We start from the raw sequence: 19,938 nt of genomic DNA, 5'->3' as shown, positions 1-19,938 counted from the left end.
AGATACTTTGTGAATCTCTGTGGAATTGGAATATGGAACAAAAAAAGCTCTTAATAATAACTTATTACTTCCCGCCAGCTGGAGGGCCTGGTGTACAACGCTGGCTCAAATTTGTAAAATACCTGCCGGAATTTGATGTACAGCCAATCGTTTATGTTCCGGAAAATCCAACTTATCCAATTGTTGATGAAGGTTTGGTAAGTGAAATTTCAGATAAAGTAATTATTCTTAAAAGTAAAATCTGGGAGCCTTATCAATTGGCTTCAATCTTTTCAAAGAAAAAAACAAAAAAAATCAGTTCCGGAATTTTCCCTCATAAAAAGAAACAGACTTTTTTAGACAAAACTTTTCTTTGGGTACGAGGTAATCTTTTTATTCCGGATGCACGTGTTTTTTGGGTAAAACCTTCTGTGTCTTATCTTGAGAAATATATTAAGGAGAACAATATCGATACAATTGTTACTTCCGGACCGCCACACAGTTTGCATTTGATTGGTTTAGAATTAAAAGCAAAACTAAATGTAAAGTGGTTTGCAGATTTCCGTGATCCCTGGACGACTATTGGTTATCACAAGGCATTGCGTCTGTCAAGTTATGCGTCTAAAAAACACAAGCAATTAGAGCATAAAGTTCTCAATTCAGCAGATACTGTTATTGTAACCAGTAAAACCACTAAAACAGAATTTCAGGCAATAACCAATAAGCCTATCTCAGTGATTACAAATGGTTATGATGTTGAAAGCGTAGAGAAGCAGGTTTTGGATACCAAATTTACTCTCGCTCATATTGGTTCCTTTTTATCAGATCGAAACCCAAAGTTTTTATGGGAATGTCTTGTTGAATTGTTAAATGAAACTTCTGATTTTAAATCGAACTTAGAGATTAAGTTAATTGGTGCAGTAAGTCAGGAAGTACTTGATTCAATCGTAGAATTTAAACTAAATGATTATTTGAATCTTATGGGCTATGTGTCGCATCATGAGGCAATTGCGCATCAAAAAAAATCACAGGTTTTGCTTTTAATCGAAATTAATTCTGAAGATACCAAGAGCATTATTCCGGGGAAATTATTCGAATATATGGTATCTAACCGTCCAATAATTGCAATTGGTCCTCAAGGGTCAGATTTTGCTGATATCATAAAAGAAACGAATACAGGAGTATTTTTTGATTATTCTGAAAAAGCGAAATTAAAAAGTGTAATTTTGGACCTTTATAATCAATTTTTGGAAGGAAACCTAAGGGCTAATGGAGTTGGTTTACAGCAGTATTCAAGAAAAAATCTAACCAGGCAATTAGCACAATTGATTCGTTAAAATATCAATTTTAAAAAGAAATAACAATTTCAAATATTATAAGAAAGTAGAATAGCAAATCAAAAATCTACAATCTAAATCCTGCAGTCAAAAAATGGGTATTGTCTTAAATCAGTCTTTCAAAAACACTATAATCACTTATATAGGTTTCGGTATTGGAGCTATTAATACACTTTATTTGTATCCCATTTATTTGGGTGCAACTTATTATGCATTAACAAATTATATTCTTTCGGCAGCAAATGTTATTATGCCCCTGTTTGCCATCGGGATGCAGAATACCTTAGTTAAATTTTACTCACAATATAATACTGAAGAAGAAAGAGAACAATTTTTATCTTTTACAGCTTTATTTCCGGTATTGATGTGTATTCCTTTGGGAATAATAGGAATCTTTTTCTTTGATGATATTACGGCTTTTGTTTCTAAAGAAAATCCCGTAGTCAAAGAATTCATGCTCTTAATTCCATTTATTGGAATTTGTATGGCCTATTTTGAAATATTTTATGCATGGGCAAGAGTTCACATGCATTCTGTTTTTGGAAACTTTATCAAAGAAGTAGGTTTGAGGTTGTTTTCCAGTTTTGCCTTAGTTGGATTGTATTTTAAATGGATTTCATTGGTTGAGTTTGTTTATTTAACTGCTGCGATTTATTTTGTAGCCTTTTTGATAACGATGTTTTATGCCTTTTATATCAAAAGACCAAATTTTCAAATTACAATTCCCGAAAACGTAAAAAGTGTAATGGAATATACTTTTTATATTATTTTGTCCGGAAGTGTTGCCAATTTGCTTTTAGATGGCGATAAACTCATGCTAAATCAATACATGGAAATCAAGAATATTGCTTATTATTCTGTTGCAACCTATATTGCTTTGGTTATTTCGGTTCCAAGTCGGGCCATGCATCAAATTGTATATCCGATTACGGCTAAATTAATGCACGAAAACAAACATGACGAATTGAATATTTTGTATAAAAAAACATCCATAAACCTGCAGATTGTGGGAGGCTTTGTAATGTTATGTATTTTTGTGAATATTAACCAGTTGTATGAAATAGTTCCTGACGAATACAGAGGCGGAATTCCGGTAGTTTTTATGATAGGTTTGTCTAAATATTTTGATTTGATTTTAGGAAATAATAATGCTATCATTTTTAATACAAAATATTACAAAACTGTACTATTTTTAGGACTAGGTTTAGTGGTGCTGACATTTATTTTAAATGTAATTTTCATACCGCTCTACGGCATTATGGGTTCTGCATTTGCAACCTTATTGTCTATCACTTTTTATAGTCTGGCCAAACTGCTGTTTGTTGTAAAAAAACTTCATTTGTATCCTTTTACAAAACAAAATTTATATTCACTGGCTGTTACAACAGCTTTGTTTTTAGCTTTTTATTTTTGGGAATTTCAGGTTTATCCTTTAATTGGAATTGCTTTGAAATCCATTTTTGTCACGATTTTATATCTGTATCTAAATTATAAATTTACTATCTCACCAGATATCAATAAGGTTATGGATAGTCTTTTAAGAAAAATTGGTGTTAAGATTTAGTAACGTTATTTAAACACTGATAATTAACTAATGTATTTTAGGTTTTTTTTTCTATTGAAACAAATCAGGCGATTTAGAAAATAAAATTACTTTATTTCGCCTCATATATTAAAAAGTGCTCTTTAGATAAAATTTTGGATATTGATTATAAATAATAATTTCAAGTCATCATTTTAATATATTTAAAAAATATTCATAATATTTTAAATATAATTAATTGAAAGATGTTAAAATAAATAGTTGTTTATTTTCTATTTTATTGAATGAAAACTAGCATTATGTTTTTAAATTAATAACGATTCTTCTTTTCTGTTGAAAAATTATTTGTAAATCACTAAAAGTGGGTATTGTTAAGCGGGTTTTGATTGTGTATTTTTGTTATAGTAAGTTTAGAAATTAAGTCACATTAATTTTAATTTAATGATTATGAAGAGCAATCAATTCACCCAGGAAGAAAGTTTACGAGTATTTTCCAATATGATTTCGAAAAAGGTTCATAAAGGATTTGTGCTTGAAGAGCGTAATGACAAAATGCTTTTTGCTGTACTTTCAAAAGGAGGAAAAGCTGTAAATCATGGATTCAATTTTATAATTTTTTGTTTAACATTAGGTTTGTGGTCTGTTGCATGGTTATATCTTACAATAGAAGCATCAAAACAAAAAAAGATTTTAGTTGCTATAGATGAAGATGGCGTCCCTTTTGAAGAAAGATGTTTAGTTGCTTAGCAATTAAAAATGATTAAAAATTTTAGCCACGAATTATTTCATTACGATCAAGTAAAAGAAGTAATTCGTGGCTGATTTTTTTAGTTTAGTTTATCCTTGAGGTAAATTCCTGTTATTGATTCTTTTATTTTTACTATATCTTCAGGTATTCCGGTTGCTAACAAATAACCACCATTTTCTCCTCCTTCCGGACCCAAATCAATAATCCAGTCAGCGCATTTTATAAGGTCAAGATTGTGTTCAATTACAATAATCGAATGTCCTTTTTCGATTAAGGCATCAAATGAAGCTAATAATTTTTTGATGTCGTGAAAATGTAATCCTGTTGTTGGTTCATCAAAAACAAATAAAGCTTTATCTTTCGTAGCCCCTTTTACTAAAAAAGAGGCGAGTTTAATACGCTGTGCTTCACCACCGGAAAGGGTAGAAGAAGATTGCCCCAACTGAACATATCCTAAACCTACATCCTGTAGCGGTTGCAGTTTTTGAGTGATTTTGGTTTGTTTATTTTTTTCAAAAAAAGCAATAGCATCATCGATAGTCATGGTCAGAATATCATTGATGTTTTTTTCGTCGAAATTAATTTCCAGAATTTCTTTTTTGAATCGTTTTCCTCCACAGGTTTCACATGGTAAAGAAACATCGGCCATAAATACCATTTCGACATTTATAGAGCCTTCTCCCTTGCAGGTTTCGCATCGGCCACCATCAACATTAAAAGAAAAATGTTTGGCCTGATAACCTCTTATTTTGGATAGTTTTTCTTTAGCATACAAATCACGGATATCATCATAAGCTTTGATATAAGTAACAGGATTAGATCTCGAACTTCTTCCAATAGGGTTCTGATCCACATATTCAATATGCTTAATTTGAGAAAAAGAACCTGTTATGTCGCTAAACTGACCCGCTTTTTCGGCAGCACTTTCCAGTTTTTTTTGCATGGCCGGAAATAAAATCTTTTTGATTAGTGTACTTTTTCCACTTCCTGAAACTCCCGTAATTACTGTTAAAACATCTAAAGGGAAAGTAACATCAATATTTTTTAAATTGTTTTCTCTTGCGCCAATGATATCAATATGATTTTTGAATTTTCTTCTTTTTTTCGGAACAGAAATTTCTAAATCACCATTCAGATATTTAGCGGTAAGAGATTCAGATTTTAAAATTTCATCATAAGTTCCCTGAGCAACCAAATTTCCTCCAAAAGTTCCGGCTTCTGGACCAATATCAATAATCATATCTGCAGCTTTCATAATATCTTCATCGTGTTCAACCACAATTACGGTATTGCCTAAATCACGAAGCGAAAGTAAAACTTTGATCAGTCGTTCTGAATCTTTTGGGTGCAAACCAATACTTGGTTCATCGAGGATATACATCGAACCAACTAAACTGCTTCCCAGAGAGGTGGCTAGATTAATTCTTTGTGACTCTCCTCCGGAAAGACTTGCTGAGTTTCGATTTAAAGTAAGATAATCCAAACCAACTTCCGTCAAAAATGATAGACGATTATTGATTTCGACCATTAAACGTTTGGCAATTTGCTGTTCGTAAATATCTAAATCAATGTTTTTGAAAAAAGTAACCAGATGTTTAATTGGTAAATCGACTAATTCTGAAACTGTTTTACCATTTATTTTTACATACGAAGCTTCTTCACGTAATCGTTTTCCGCGACAAGCATAACACTTAGTTTTTCCTCGGTAGCGCGACAACATGACACGATTTTGAATCTTGTAGTTTTTCTCTTCGAGTTCTTTAAAAAAATCGTTTAATCCCTGAAAATACTGATTTCCTTTCCATATCAAATCTTTCTGATCTTCTGTAAGTTCGAAATAGGGTTTATGAACAGGAAAATCAAATTTATAAGCATGTTTCACAAATTCATCTTTATACCAGCTCATGCTTTCTCCCCTCCAGGGATAAATAGCGCTTTCAAAAACAGATAATGATGTATTGGGTACCACTAAATCTGCATCAATGCCAATAATATTTCCGTAACCTTCACAGACAGGGCATGCACCATAAGGATTATTGAAGCTGAATAAATGGACATTTGGTTCAAGGAACGTAATGCCGTCTAATTCGAAATTGTTTGAATATGTATATCTCTTATCAGAACTTAATTCCTGAAGATAACAAATTCCCTTTCCTTCAAAAAATGCAGTCTGAACAGCATCTGCCAGTCTATTATAGAATTCTTCTTCTTCTTTTACGACAATTCTGTCAATGACCAATAAAATATCTTTATTGTCTAATTTGTGGATATACGTTGGTGTAAATTCATCCAGACGGACCATTTCGTTGTCGACTAATATACGGGCAAATCCTTGTTGTAAAAGAACTTTAAGCTTGTCTTCGAGCTTACGTCCTTCTTCAAGATGTATAGGGGAAAGCAATAGCCATTTGCTGTCTGGATCGAAATTTTTAACATCTGAAACGACATCAGTTACGGTATTTTTTTTTACTTCTCTCCCTGATATTGGTGAATAAGTGCGGCCAATTCGAGCATATAAAAGTTTGATATAATCATAAATTTCAGTAGAAGTTCCTACAGTAGAACGAGCATTTGTAGTGTTTACTTTTTGCTCAATAGCAATTGCCGGAGCAATTCCTTTTATGTATTCTACTTTTGGTTTATCTAATCGGCCTAAAAATTGCCGTGCGTATGATGATAGACTCTCCACATAACGTCGTTGTCCTTCGGCGTATAAAGTATCAAATGCCAGACTTGATTTTCCTGATCCGGAAAGACCTGTAATAACCACAAGTTTATTTCGCGGGATTGCAACATCTACATTTTTTAAATTATGTACCTGAGCTCCTTTAATGATAATATTATGTTTTGGGTCGAGTGTAGAAAGATCAATTTGCATAAAAAAAGTCAATTTGTACAAAAGTAATCAATTTAGAATTTAGTTTTGTTAAGGTCGTTGTTCCAAATTTTAACTAATTATTCCAAAATTATCATGTTTTGTTAAGGAGATTTTTTATTAAAATTTGTTGGTTTGATTTAATAAGCTATTTTAGAACTGCTTTATAACAAACTAAACCACAATACATTTGAAAACTAAACTTTCTATACTTTGTTTTTTGATAGGTTTTGCCCTGTTTTCGCAGGAATTACCGCCAATTGTAAAATACCCCTCAACTTTGTATGGCGCTGGAAATCAAAGCTGGATGATTTCGCAGGATGAACAAAATAGAATTTATTTTGCGAATAATGAGGGGCTTTTAGAATACAATGGAACCAATTGGGAGTTATATCCAACTCCAAACGAAACCATAATGCGATCTGTAAAAGTGATAGACAATAAAATTTACACAGGTTGTTATATGAACTTTGGTTACTGGATCAGACAATCAAAAGGTAAATTAATATATATTTCTCTAAGTGATACCATTAAAAATAAAATTCTCGATGATGAACAGTTTTGGAATATTTTAAAATATGATCAATGGATTTTATTTCAGTCTCTTAACAGAATTTATATTTATGATACAAAAACAAAAAGCTTCAAAATTATTTCGCCTCAAAATGGGGTTTTAAAATCTTTCAGTACCAAAAATTCGATTTATTATCAAACCATTAATGAAGGTCTTTTTGAAATAGAAGGAGGAAAAGGAAAATTGATTTCCAATAATCCTATTCTGAAAAAACACACCATTGTCAATGTTTTTACTCTTGATGATTGTTTGTTGATTCAGACACAATTACGCGGATTTTATAAGCTTACCAGAACAGCTTTAACACCCTTTTCAACAGAAGTTGATGCACAATTAAAATCTGGTTTTGTTTACAGTAGCCAGAAACTTCACGATGGGAGTTATGCATTAGGAACGGTTTCTAAAGGAATCTTCATTTTATCAGATACCGGAAAACTAAAATATCATATTCAGCAAAGCAAAGGATTGAGTAATAATACCGTTTTGTCTTTGTTTGAAGATAAAGATCAGAATGTTTGGGTAGGCCTTGATAACGGAATTAACTGCATCAATCTGCAAACGCCTGTGCATAGTTTTACAGATGATACCGGAGTCCTGGGTACAGTGTATACTTCAATTACATATAACGGGATGTTGTATGTGGGAACAAATCAGGGGTTGTTTTGTAAAAAATATCAAAGTACAGATGATTTTCAGTTCATAAGCGGAACTAAGGGTCAGGTATGGTCTTTGTTTGAATGTGATAATACACTTTTCTGCGGCCATGATTCGGGAACTTTTATTATAGAGCAAGCATCGGCAAGAAATATCTTTTCTGGTTCAGGAACATGGAAATTCGAACAGGCACCAAATAACAAAAATGTATTGCTTCAGGGGAATTATTATGGAATTTCGGTTTTAGAGAAAATTAATAATCAATGGATATTTAAAAATAAAATTGAAGGCTTTAATTATTCATCGCGTTATTTTGAAATTACTCAAAATCTGGAAGTCTATGTAAGTCATGAGTACAAAGGGATTTTTAGATTTAAACCTGATAAATCTTTTTCAAAAGCAAAAGATTTTTACGCCTATTCCTCTCCTAAGAAAGGAAAGAATGCAAGTTTAACCAAATTTAACAATGCAATTTACTATGCTTATAAAGATGGAATTTTTAAATTAAATTCAGTTACAAAAAAAATTGAAAAAGACAAATTACTGAGCTCTATTTTTGAAAAGGATGAATATACTTCGGGAAAACTAATAGTGGACCAGTCTAATAAAATCTGGCTGTTTTCTAAAAATTACATTCATTATTTTTCTGCCAGTAAATTAAGTAATCAGTTAAAGCAAAATATAATTCCAATTCCATCCTCTTTGACCAATTCAATGTCAGGATTTGAAAATATTACTCAAATTTCAAAATCAACCTATTTAATTGGAACCACAGATGGTTATTATACGCTTAATATTGATGATTTAAGTTTTAAAAACTATACGATTTTTATTTCGGATATTTTGATCAATAAGCAAAATAAAACTTTAAAAAATGTTGCTTTAAATGATGAAGGAAGTTTTAAGGCAAATGAAAATAATATCACCTTAAATTACACGGTTCCAGAATATAATAAATATATCAATTCTGAGTACCAGTATTTATTAGAAGGTTTTCAGAATGAATGGAGTGAATGGAGCACAAAATCTTCAGTGAATTTTAAAAACCTGTCTCCGGGAAAATATACTTTTAAAGTTCGTGCTAAATTTGCCAATACACTTTTGCAGAATATGGCAACATATACTTTTATAGTTTTAAAGCCTTGGTATTTAACTAATCTGGCTTGTTTTATTTATTTATTATTATTTGTTGTTATTGGGTATTTTATCAATAAAGCCTATCGCAATTTTTATCAAAAGCAAAAAGAGAAACTTATTGAAGAAAATAATCTTTTATTAGAGATAAAGGAGCTTGAAAACGAGCAGCAATTAATGAAACTCAGAAACGAACAATTGTCTCAGGATGTTGATAATAAAAATAGACAATTGGCGGTTTCTACAATGAGTTTAAATAGGAAAAATGAACTTTTGGCTTTTATTAAAGAAGATCTGAAGAAGACTACGCAGAATGATGATAAAAATATCAAATCGGTAATTAGAACAATTAATGACAATATTACCGAAGAAGATTCATGGAAAATTTTTAAAGAGGCTTTTGATAATGCTGATAAGGACTTTTTAAAAAGAATTAAACTGATTCATCCCTTACTTACTCCCAATGATTTGCGTCTTTGTGCTTACTTGCGATTGAACCTCTCATCAAAAGAAATTGCGCCGTTATTTAATATTTCGGTTCGAAGTGTTGAAATAAAAAGATACCGTTTACGTAAAAAAATGGATTTACAACATGAAGTTGGTTTAGTCGAATATATTATGGCTGTATAGTAAAGCCAGATTTTCGTTAAAACAACTATACATTACCTCAACATTAATCTTTTCTTGTGTTTTGTACACTTATTTTGTTAAATAAATTAATATTTAAAGTTTATTAGTAAATAAAGGTCTTTTTTGGAGTATGTGTATTTTTTTGTTTCTTTTTTTATAATGTATGTTTTTTGTTGAGGTTAATTTTGTCATTTTCGTAAAGAGAACGAATAAATTAGCTTTCAATAAAAACTAACTAATCATGAAACCAAAATTATTATTAATGGCATTGTTGCTGTTTACATCTTTTGCGTTTTCGCAGGCTTTAGATGTAAATGGTACTGTGTTGGATGGCTCAGGTATGGCACTGCCAGGACTGAATGTAAAAGTTAAAAACTCGTCACAAAGTACTACTACAGATTTTGACGGATCTTTTAAATTATCAGGCCTCTCAAAAGGAACCCTAATTGTTTTAAGTTACATCGGTTTTCGAACTCAGGAGGTTTCTGTATCGGGTAACAAAATAATTGTCAAAATGAGCGATGATGCAAAATCATTGGAAGAAGTTGTTGTTATTGGTTATGGTACACAGAAAAAGAGAGATCTTACAGGATCAGTAGGTTTAGTTGACAGCAAAACAATTGAAGCTTTAAAGCCTGTAAAAGTAGAGCAAGCTCTGCAAGGAACTGTTTCAGGAGTAAATGTAACGAGTCAATCGGGTGCCCCTGGTGCGGGATTAGATATTCGTATTCGTGGTATTGCTACTAATGGAGAAAACAAACCGGCTGCTATTATTGATGGTTACATAGGAGATTTAAGCTTGTTGAACCCTAATGATGTTGAAACGATTACGGTATTGAAAGATTCGCAGGCGGCTATCTACGGAACGATTGGTGCAAACGGTATCATTCTGATCACCACTAAAATGGGGAAAAGAAATACAAAAGCTAAACTTGCATACAATACTTATACTGGATTTCAGGAAACATCAAAAAAGCTACATACCTTAGATGCTACAGAATACGCTCTTTTACTAAATGAAAGTTATGCTAACGGTGGAAAACCACTTCCTTATACAAACGTGACTGGTTTAGGAAAAGGTACAGACTGGCAGGATGAAGTTTTTGGTAAAGCAGTACCCATTATCAGTCATGACTTAACTATTTCAGGAGGATCAGAAAAAATAAACTATTCTGTTAGCGGATCGCATCTTGATCAGGAAGGAATCGTTGGAGCAGATAAATCAGGATTTTTAAGAAATACTGCAAGAGTAGCTGTAGGTGGTGATGTAACGGATAAATTAAAATTTAAGACTAACGTAATTTACACTCATTTTACAAGAAAAACATTAAATGAAAACGGATTAGGATCTGTCTTATTTAATGCTTTGAATATTCCTGCTACAATTAAACCATATGATGCAGATGGAAACTTTACAGTTATACCGCTTAACGGTTTAGGAAACGAAATTATCAACCCTTTAGCCCAAATTGCGAATACTTATAACGATTATAATTATAAAAAAATTAATGGAAGCTTTGGTATAGATTATAAAATTTTTAAAGATTTTGTCATAACAAGCACAATTGGTTTCAATACTTCAAACAGTGAATCAAAAACTTTTGGAAAAGAAATTAGTTATGGAGGTAAAGTATTTGATGTAAAACAAAGCTCAGTAACTCAGGGAGCTGTAAATGATAATGATTATTCATTTGATCTTTACGGTACTTATACAAAAAAAATAGGTGAAAGTCATAATGTAGCCGGAGTGATAGGGACAACAATTTACAAAACCTGGGGTAACGGACTTTTTGCAACGGGTTATGATGTGCCTTACAATTCATGGGAATTTGCTGATCTTAAATTAATATCAACTATATCAAAAGTTTTAAATAACAGTTCTTATAATTATGATGTAAGAAGGTTATCTTATTTTGGAAGATTACAATACGATTTTAAAGGTAAATATTTACTTTCTGCTATCATAAGACGTGATGCTTCTTCGAGATTTGGTCCTGCAAATAAAGTAGCATATTTTCCTTCAGTTACAGGAGGTTGGGTCGTTTCTGATGAAAAATTCTTTGGAGAACAAAAAATGATTAATTTCTTAAAATTCAGGGCCAGTTATGGTAGTTTAGGAAATGATCAGATTGGAGATTTTACTTATTTAGGTCAACTTACAGGAGAAGCAACTTATGTTTTTAATGACGAATTGGTTAGTGGCAGGGCGGAAGGTATCTTGCCAAATCCGAATGTGAAATGGGAAACAGCTAAGAAATTTGATGTTGGTGTTGACATGAAATTATTAGATAATAAAGTTTCGCTGGTAGCAGATTATTTTATAGATACCAGAAAAGATTTATTAATCCCCGGTATTGCAGTTACCGGTACTAGTGGAATAGGTGCTCCGGGTGCTGGTGCTCCAACAATAAATGCCGGTACAGTAAGAAATTCAGGTTTTGAATTTGCTGTAGATTACAAAGAGAAATTTTCTGACACTTTTTCTATGAGCGTTGGATACAATGTCACTTTTCTTAAAAATGAAGTGCTTGAAGTAAATAATGCCACTCATTATATAGAAAGAGGCTCGTTTTCTGTGGGTCAGCTTGCACCAACCAGAATGGAGGAAGGTAAGCCAATTGGATATTTTTATGGATATAAAACAGATGGTATTTTTCAAAACCAGGCAGAAGTAGATGCACATCCGTCTCAGCTTGCTTTAGGAGCAAATGCTGCTCCCGGTGACTTGAGATTTGTAGATGTTAATGAGGATGGTGTGATAGACAGCAAAGACAGAACAAATATTGGAGATCAGATTCCTACAGCTACGATGGGATTTAATTTACAACTGAATTATAAAAATCTGGATTTTGCAGTTTACACTTATGCATCTTTAGGTAATGACTTGATAAGAAACTACGAGAGAAATCTTTCTGATGTCAATCATTTAGATTACGTTTTAGACAGATGGACAGGTGAAGGAACCTCTAATTCTACGCCAAGAGTTACAACAGGAGCTACATCAAATAGTGTCTTTTCTGATTATTATGTAGACGATGCTTCTTATTTGAGAATACAAAATGTACAGTTAGGGTATACATTAGATCCTAAAATTGTACAAAAAGCAGGTATTACAAAACTTAGACTATATGTAGGGGCAAACAATCTTTACACTTTTACAAAGTATAAAGGTTTTGATCCCGGAGCATCTACCGGAGATCCAATTGCCGGAGGAATTGATTACGGGTTTTATCCAATACCAAGAACTTATCTTTTGGGATTAAATCTTAACTTTTAATTGTTATCAAAATGAAAAAATATACACACATATTTCTTTTAACAGGAATACTGTTTTCGACAGTTTTTATTTCTTGTTCGGATGACTTTGTAGAAACTACACCACAGTATTCTATAGATTCAGAAAACTATTTTAACTCAAAAAGCGATTATGACCAGGCATTAGTGGCCGCTTATGATATACTTCAATCTACATATGTAAATGTTTTATTAGGAGAAATTGCATCCGATAATACTTTGGCCGGAGGTGAAAGCCCTACAGACGTAGTGGGTTTTCAACAAATAGATGATATGATTCATACACCGGTAAACAGCAATTTGCGTGACATATGGAATTGGATGTTTGCCGGAGTGCAAAGAACTAATTATATTCTTGAGTTTAAGGATAAAACTGATTTTGAAGGGAAAGCACAACTTCTTGCAGAAACCCGTTTTCTTAGAGCATACTATCAATTTGAATTAGTTAAGTGGTTTGGAGGTATACCAATGAAGGGAGATGCAAGGTTTAAATTAGGAGATGAAACGAAAATTCCACGCTCGTCAGTAGCAGAAGTATATGCTTCAATAGAAGCTGATTTAACTTATGCTATTGCTAATCTGGCTCCAACAACTACTCAAAAAGGCAGGATTACAAAAGGTGCGGCTCAGGCATTATTAGGGAAGGCTTATTTGTATCAAAATAAATTTGCACAGGCAGCAACTACCCTGGAAAGTTTAATAAGTTCTTCTCCTTATTCTTTAGTAACAAATTATAATTCATTGTTCGAAATGGAAGGTGAAAATGGACCGGAATCTATTTTTGAAGTGCAATATACAGATGTTGAAGGTGCAGGTTTTGGATGTTTGCAATGTAGTGAAGGAAATGTAGCTGTAGGTTTTAGTGGAATACGTGGTTATGAGGGACCTTTGTTTTCGCCGGGTTTTAGTTTTAATGTTCCAACTCAGGAAAGTGCCGACGCTTTTGAAGTTGGCGACAGACGTAAAGATGTTGCTATATTAGATATTACAGCCTGGGCAGCAGCAAATTCAGGTGTTAAATATAGTAAAGGAAACGAGGACACTGGATTTTTTAACAGAAAATATTTGCCAAGAAAGAGAAGCGCCAATGCAGCCGGAGATTTGAATTTGACGAATCCGAATAATTACAGAGCGATTCGTTATGCAGATGTTCTTTTAATGGCAGCTGAAGCTTATAACCGTGGAGGAATTGATGATGGTAAAGCGAGAGGATATCTAAATGAAGTTAGAAAACGTGCTTTTGGTGATACAAATCACAATATTTCTGCTTCAGGAGCCGCATTAACCGATTTTATTCTGGCAGAAAGAAGACTGGAGCTTTTTGGAGAAGGACATCGTTTTTTCGATTTAGTGAGAACAGGAAAAGCAGTAGGGAAGATCCCCGGCTTTCAGACTAATAAAAATGAATTATTCCCAATTCCAATTGAAGAAATTCAGTTCTCAAATGGAAACTGGCAACAAAATCCCGGATATATTAAATAACATCAATTATGAAAAAAATATATTTTATTATAAGTTTTTTCGTTTTGACGATCCTGATGGGTTGTGCAAACGATGACAGCAATATTGATCTGGATGGTATAGCCGCACCAGAAAACATATCGGCTTTGACCACGGTAACACAAGATAATTCAGGTAAGGTTACTTTTTTGCCTAAAGGCGAAGGAGTAACACAATATAAAATTGATTTTGGTGACGGAAGTGGACAGTCAGATTATTTTTCTTCTGGTGCAAATGTATCACATGTTTATAAAGAAGGGGTTTATACTGCTAAAATCATAGCGATGGGATTAAATGGTAAAACCACTGAAGTAGCTCAACAGGTAATAGTTTCTTTTAAGGCTCCTGAAAATTTAGTAGTTGTGGTAACGAATGATTTGTCAGTTTCGAAAAAAGTAACGGTTAAGGCAAGCGCAGATTATGCTTTGTTTTATGATGTTTATTTTGGAGAGACAGGAAAACCGGATCCGGTTTCGGCTAATAATGGCGAATCGGTTTCTTATACCTACAAAGATGCGGGCGTGTATACAATTCGTGTTGTTTCAAAAAGTGCTGCAATTAAAACCACTGAATATAGTACTCAGGTTACTGCAAAACTTGTTCTTAACCCAACAACTGCTGCGCCAACTCCGCCAAACAGACAGGCGGGAGATGTAATTTCTATTTATGGTTCAAAATATACCAATGTTGCAGGAACTAATTATTTCCCTGATTGGGGTCAGGCGGGACAAGGCAGCAGCTGGGCAGAATTTGATCTGAACGGAGATAAAATGTTGAATTATATAAAGCTAAGCTATCAGGGAATTGCTTTAGCAGATGGTACATCAATAGATGTTTCTGGTATGGAATATTTGCATATGGATGTCTGGACAGCAGATTTACAGAAATTAGAAACATCCTTGATTAATGTTGGGCCTTCTGAGAAGCCTGTTACAAAGGATCTTACGGCAAATCAATGGACAAGTATTGATATTCCAATTTCGGCATTTACAAGTCAGGGATTGTCAGTTGATAAAATTTTTCAGTTGAAATTGGTTGGGACCCCTTGGGCTGGCGGAACAGTATTTATCGATAATATTTATTTTTACAAAACAGCTGCTCAGTCAGTGCAATTGCCTTTGGATTTTGAATCTGCTGCCTTAACATATGCATGGGGAGGTTTTGGAGATGCAGGTTTTGGACCAATTCCTGTTTCTGTAGTAACAAACCCTGATAAAACGGGCGCTAACATTTCTAACAGAGTAGTTAAAATTGAGAAAACATCCGGAGCTCAGGTTTGGGCTGGCGCGAGTCTGAACTTAGAAAATACAATTGATTTTACTAAAGGAACTACTGTAAAACTAAATGTTTGGTCTCCTAAAGTCGGGGCTGATATTTTATACAAAATGGAAGTGTCGACATCACCAAAAGACGGAAACGGAAATCCAACTGTTTTTTTCGAAGCACATGCAACAACCACAACAGCCAATGCATGGCAGGTACTAACTTTTGATTTGACGACAGCACCAGGTTTTAGTACTGCCAATAAATACGACAGGATAATTTTATTCCCGGACTTCGGACAAATGGGAACAGGTTCTGTGTATTACTTCGATGACATAAAACAATCCAATTAAAAAAAGAAATCATGAGTAAAAAAATAATCATAAAAATAGTATTCTTATTTGCGATTCTCCTGATGACGGGTTGTCAGAAAGATGATTACGCATTTGGAGATATTAATGCTCCAACAAACATACAGATAACTGCTGAAATTGTTGGAAAAACAGCCGCAGAACCTTATGGGGATGGATCAGGAATCGTAAAACTTGTAGCCACTGGAGAAGATGTTATTTCGTATAAATATGTATTTAGTGATGGAACTTCAGAAAATTCACCTAGTGGTCATTTTGATAAACGATTTACTAAAACGGGCGTAAATAAATATATCGTTACAGCTATTGCTTACGGAAAAGGAGGTATAGCTACTAATACTACAATTGAGGTTGAGGTTCTAAGTAACTTTAGCGATCCGGATGCAGTTAATTTCCTGACTGGAGGAACGTCAAAAAAATGGTATTGGTCAGCTTCTGAGCCTGGGCATTTAGGAGTGGGACAAAATGATGGTGATGCAACGAAAAATTATTATGCGAACTATTATCAGGCAGCTGTTTTTGAAAAAGCAGGATCTCCAGCCAGTAGTTGTTTGTATGAAAACGTATTGACTTTTTCTTTGGATGGAGAACAATTAAAATACGAGTTGGATAATGGCGGTTCAACCTTCTTTAATGCTGCTTTTGCAAGTGTGGCAGGAGGGAGTTCACCAGATGATGCTTGTCTGGCATACAATGCAGGTGGGGTAAAAAATGTATCTCTGAGTCCGTCAGAATCTGTAGTAACTAAAAATCCTAATCATGCTACCCAAACAAGAGGTACCATGTTAAATTTCTCTGATGGTGGTTTTATGGGCTATTACATTGGTCAGAGCTCTTACGAGATCTTATCTATTACGGCTAACAGGATGGTAGTGAGAGCTGTTATGGGGGGCAATCCTGCTTTGGCATGGTATCATGTTTTTACAACAACAAAACCAACTCAGGTTCCCGATACAAATGTAGATTACACTAATTTAGTCTGGTCTGATGAGTTTAATACAGATGGTGCTCCTGATACAGCAAAATGGGGGTATAATTTAGGAACTGGAGATAATGGCTGGGGAAATAATGAAAAACAAAATTATACTAATTCTGCTACGAATGTAATTGTGCAGGGTGGAAGCCTTAAAATTACTGCCAAGAAAGAATCTTCGGGAGGTGCAGCTTATTCATCTGCGAGATTAGTAAGTGACAATAAATTCAAATTTACTTACGGAAAAGTAGAAATCAGGGCTAAACTTCCAATAGGTGCCGGAACCTGGCCTGCAATTTGGATGTTAGGTCAAAATTATGCAACGAAGCCATGGCCTGCCTGTGGAGAAATTGACATCATGGAGCATGTAGGGAACAATCAAAATGTTGTACTTGGGACATTGCATTATCCTGGTCGTTTTGGTGGCAGTGCTGACTCAGGAAGTAAAACAATAGCAAATGTTTCTACTGAATTTCATGTATACAAAGCCGTTTGGAGTCCAGTCTCCATAAAAATATACGCAGATGAAACACTCATACATTCAGTTGCGAATACGGCTTCATTACCATTTAACAGCGATTTCTTTTTAATATTAAACGTTGCAATGGGAGGAAACCTGGGAGGAAACATTGATCCTGCTTTTACACAGTCTTCTATGGAGATTGATTATGTAAGGGTTTATCAATAAATAATTAATTAGTAAAAATGAAAATTGGAAGGTCAGTTTTGCTGGCCTTCTTAATTTCTTAATTTAAAAAATATTGAGATGAAAAAAGTAATGTTGCTTTTTATGATTAGTAGTTTTTGCATGGCGCAGCAAGTAAAAAGAAAACTGATTTGGGAAGAAAATTTTAATAAGAAGATAAATGAATCTGTCTGGAATTTTGAAGTCGGTGACGGATGCCCAAATCTATGTGGCTGGGGAAATAATGAGAGACAAATTTATACCAAAACGAATCATCAAATAAAAGAAGGTAATCTGATTATTGAAGCCCGAAAAGAAGGAGAAAAATATACTTCTACAAAAATCACAACTAAAGGAAAGAAAGAGTTTCTTTATGGACGGATTGAAGCAAGAGCTAAACTACCAGTTGGTCATGGCTTGTGGCCTGCATTTTGGATGTTAGGTGCTAACATTGATGAGGTAAAATGGCCTAAAACAGGTGAAATTGATATTTTAGAATATATTGGCAGAGATCCGCATATGGTTTACACAACCCTGCATACTCAGGATAGCCACGGAAATACAATTAATACCAAAAGAACAGAGTTCTCAAATATAGAAGAAGGCTTTCATGTTTATGCTATTGAGTGGAATAAAGATAAAATTGATTTTTTCGTTGATGAAGGTTTAGTTTATACATTTCAGCCTGAACTTAAAAATGAAGATACATGGCCTTTTAATAAACCGTTTTACATCATTATTAATTTAGCCATTGGGGGAAATTTTGGAGGACCAGCAGTTGATGATACAGTTTTACCTCAAAAATTTTATATTGATTATGTTCGTGTTTATGAATAATATAAAATAATTACTATTAAAAAGAGAAGTGTAATTTGTTTATAATAAATATTTTAGATAGCTATACTTCTTTTTTTAACTGTTAAAACATTCCAATTATTTAAGATTTGGAAGCACTTTGTCGATAAAATTTAAAATTAATTGATATTATTTCGAATTTTACTATTAATTATTATTCTATTCATTTGCTTTATAAAATAAAAATTTGTTAAATTTGGACACATATTAACAAACAAAAAAAGACAAGCCTATACAATAAAATTACTTTTTAGAAAATTACTCCAAATTTTAAACAAAACTAAAAAAGTAGTATTATGGCTGATCTGCATATTCCTGACGCTCTATTGGTTAAAAATTATGTTGAAGGCAATGAAAATGCTTTAGCAACATTAATAAAAAGGCACGAGTCTAAAATATATGGATTCATATATTCTAAGATTGCGGATAGAGATATTTCAAATGATATTTTTCAGGACACTTTTATTAAGGTTATTAAAACTTTAAAATCCAATTCATATAACGAAGAAGGTAAATTTTTGCCTTGGGTTATGCGTATTTCCCACAATTTAATTGTAGATCATTTTCGTAAAACCAAAAAAATGCCAATGTACAGAGAAACAGAAGAATTTTCGATATTTTCGATTATGTCTGATGATTCTTTAACTATTGAAGGTAAAATGATTGTTGATCAGGTTGAAGTTGATCTAAAAAAACTAATTCAGGAACTTCCGGAAGATCAAAAAGAAGTATTGGTAATGCGAATGTATCAGGATATGAGTTTCAAGGAAATCTCTGAACTCACAGGTGTGAGCATTAATACCGCTTTAGGCAGGATGCGTTACGCACTAATGAATTTGAGAAAAATTATAGATAAGCATCAAATTATTTTAACCAACTAATACTATTTTAGATATTGCCGCGTTATACTGGTATAAAACATTTTCATAGTATGGCGAAAATTTACTCTAAGAAAGCATTAGCTTCTAAAGACTTAAAACCAAAAAAGGAAGTCGTTTCTTTTTTATTAAGTTATTCACAAGCTTTAAAAGTTGTGAAAATCGATAATAAAAGTTTTGAGATCATAGCTAATTAAACAGCCCACTACTTTGTCGGATGTTTATTCGAAAGAAAAACCAAATGGTCGTTTTGGTTGAAAGCTCACTATTCGTATACAATACAAATAGTGAGTTTTTTTTTATTTTTAATCTCTGAGTTATCTCATTTTTAGAGCGTTGGAGATATTTGTAATACAGAATGTCTTAAAACAGGTTGTTCTTGTAAGGAATTATTTCTTTTAAAGAGGCTTATGGAAAATAATTTGTATTTTATTTGTGTTTTCATTTTTTAATTCTATTTTTAGATAAAAAATAAATTGTCTTTAAAAAAAGTTGTATAAAAAAGCATTTATAATTTTAATTAAGTTAAAAAAATGATTTTTTTTGTAATATATATAATGTTTAACCTTATAAAATTTGTTGATATGATAAAAAACTACCCTAATTTTTCTATCTAGTTTGATAAAGCTTTTAAATCCGCATTAG

General features: G+C 32.9%; 12 protein-coding genes. 11 read left to right on the top strand and 1 reads right to left on the bottom strand.

Translation table 11 applies throughout. The features are described from left to right. Positions 1-32 precede the first annotated feature (32 nt). The 3 genes from BXU10_RS22345 to BXU10_RS22335 all read left to right on the top strand — a co-directional run bounded on the left by BXU10_RS22345 (position 33) and on the right by BXU10_RS22335 (position 3,606). A complete protein-coding gene (locus BXU10_RS22345) occupies positions 33-1,316 on the top strand; it encodes a glycosyltransferase family 4 protein (RefSeq protein WP_078229677.1) in 1,284 nt (427 codons plus the stop codon). A 94-nt stretch (positions 1,317-1,410) separates the two neighbouring features. Next, positions 1,411-2,880, top strand: coding sequence for an oligosaccharide flippase family protein (locus BXU10_RS22340; protein WP_078229676.1), 1,470 nt, complete (start codon positions 1,411-1,413; stop codon positions 2,878-2,880). 426 nt (positions 2,881-3,306) lie between these two features. After that, positions 3,307-3,606, top strand: coding sequence for a hypothetical protein (locus BXU10_RS22335; RefSeq protein WP_031454926.1), 300 nt, complete (start codon positions 3,307-3,309; stop codon positions 3,604-3,606). 80 nt (positions 3,607-3,686) lie between these two features. Here BXU10_RS22335 and uvrA read toward each other — a convergent pair whose 3' ends face one another. Next, positions 3,687-6,485: an excinuclease ABC subunit UvrA gene (gene uvrA, locus BXU10_RS22330; protein ID WP_078229675.1), complete on the bottom strand. Its 2,799-nt coding sequence runs from the start codon at positions 6,483-6,485 to the stop codon at positions 3,687-3,689. Between the two features lie 187 nt (positions 6,486-6,672). On the opposite strand from uvrA, the gene BXU10_RS22325 reads away from it, so the two are divergent. The 8 genes from BXU10_RS22325 (at position 6,673) to BXU10_RS25095 (ending at position 19,490) form a co-directional block, all read left to right on the top strand. Then, positions 6,673-9,474 (top strand): triple tyrosine motif-containing protein, encoded by a 2,802-nt coding sequence (locus BXU10_RS22325; RefSeq protein ID WP_223255537.1) that lies wholly within the window; start codon positions 6,673-6,675, stop codon positions 9,472-9,474. Between the two features lie 241 nt (positions 9,475-9,715). Next, complete coding sequence (locus BXU10_RS22320; protein WP_078229674.1) at positions 9,716-12,751, top strand: TonB-dependent receptor; 3,036 nt, start codon at positions 9,716-9,718, stop codon at positions 12,749-12,751. Positions 12,752-12,762: 11 nt separating this feature from the next. After that, positions 12,763-14,250, top strand: a complete 1,488-nt coding sequence (locus BXU10_RS22315) for a RagB/SusD family nutrient uptake outer membrane protein (RefSeq protein ID WP_078229673.1) — start codon at positions 12,763-12,765, stop codon at positions 14,248-14,250. An 8-nt stretch (positions 14,251-14,258) separates the two neighbouring features. Beyond that, complete coding sequence (locus tag BXU10_RS22310; protein WP_078229672.1) at positions 14,259-15,884, top strand: PKD domain-containing protein; 1,626 nt, start codon at positions 14,259-14,261, stop codon at positions 15,882-15,884. An 11-nt stretch (positions 15,885-15,895) separates the two neighbouring features. After that, on the top strand, positions 15,896-17,563 hold the full coding sequence (locus BXU10_RS22305) for a family 16 glycosylhydrolase (protein ID WP_078229671.1): 1,668 nt from the start codon (positions 15,896-15,898) through the stop codon (positions 17,561-17,563). 78 nt (positions 17,564-17,641) lie between these two features. Further along, positions 17,642-18,397: a family 16 glycosylhydrolase gene (locus BXU10_RS22300; RefSeq protein WP_078229670.1), complete on the top strand. Its 756-nt coding sequence runs from the start codon at positions 17,642-17,644 to the stop codon at positions 18,395-18,397. A gap of 314 nt (positions 18,398-18,711) precedes the next feature. Further along, positions 18,712-19,296, top strand: coding sequence for an RNA polymerase sigma factor (locus BXU10_RS22295; RefSeq protein WP_031454918.1), 585 nt, complete (start codon positions 18,712-18,714; stop codon positions 19,294-19,296). Between the two features lie 50 nt (positions 19,297-19,346). Next, positions 19,347-19,490, top strand: a complete 144-nt coding sequence (locus tag BXU10_RS25095) for a hypothetical protein (RefSeq protein WP_167343425.1) — start codon at positions 19,347-19,349, stop codon at positions 19,488-19,490. Positions 19,491-19,938: the final 448 nt, after the last annotated feature.

Origin of the sequence: Flavobacterium sp. LM4, from assembly GCF_002017935.1 — a bacterium.
Classification (GTDB): domain Bacteria; phylum Bacteroidota; class Bacteroidia; order Flavobacteriales; family Flavobacteriaceae; genus Flavobacterium; species Flavobacterium chungangense.
Note: the sequence above shows the minus strand (reverse complement) of the source record. Positions and strands in the feature narration are given on the sequence as shown.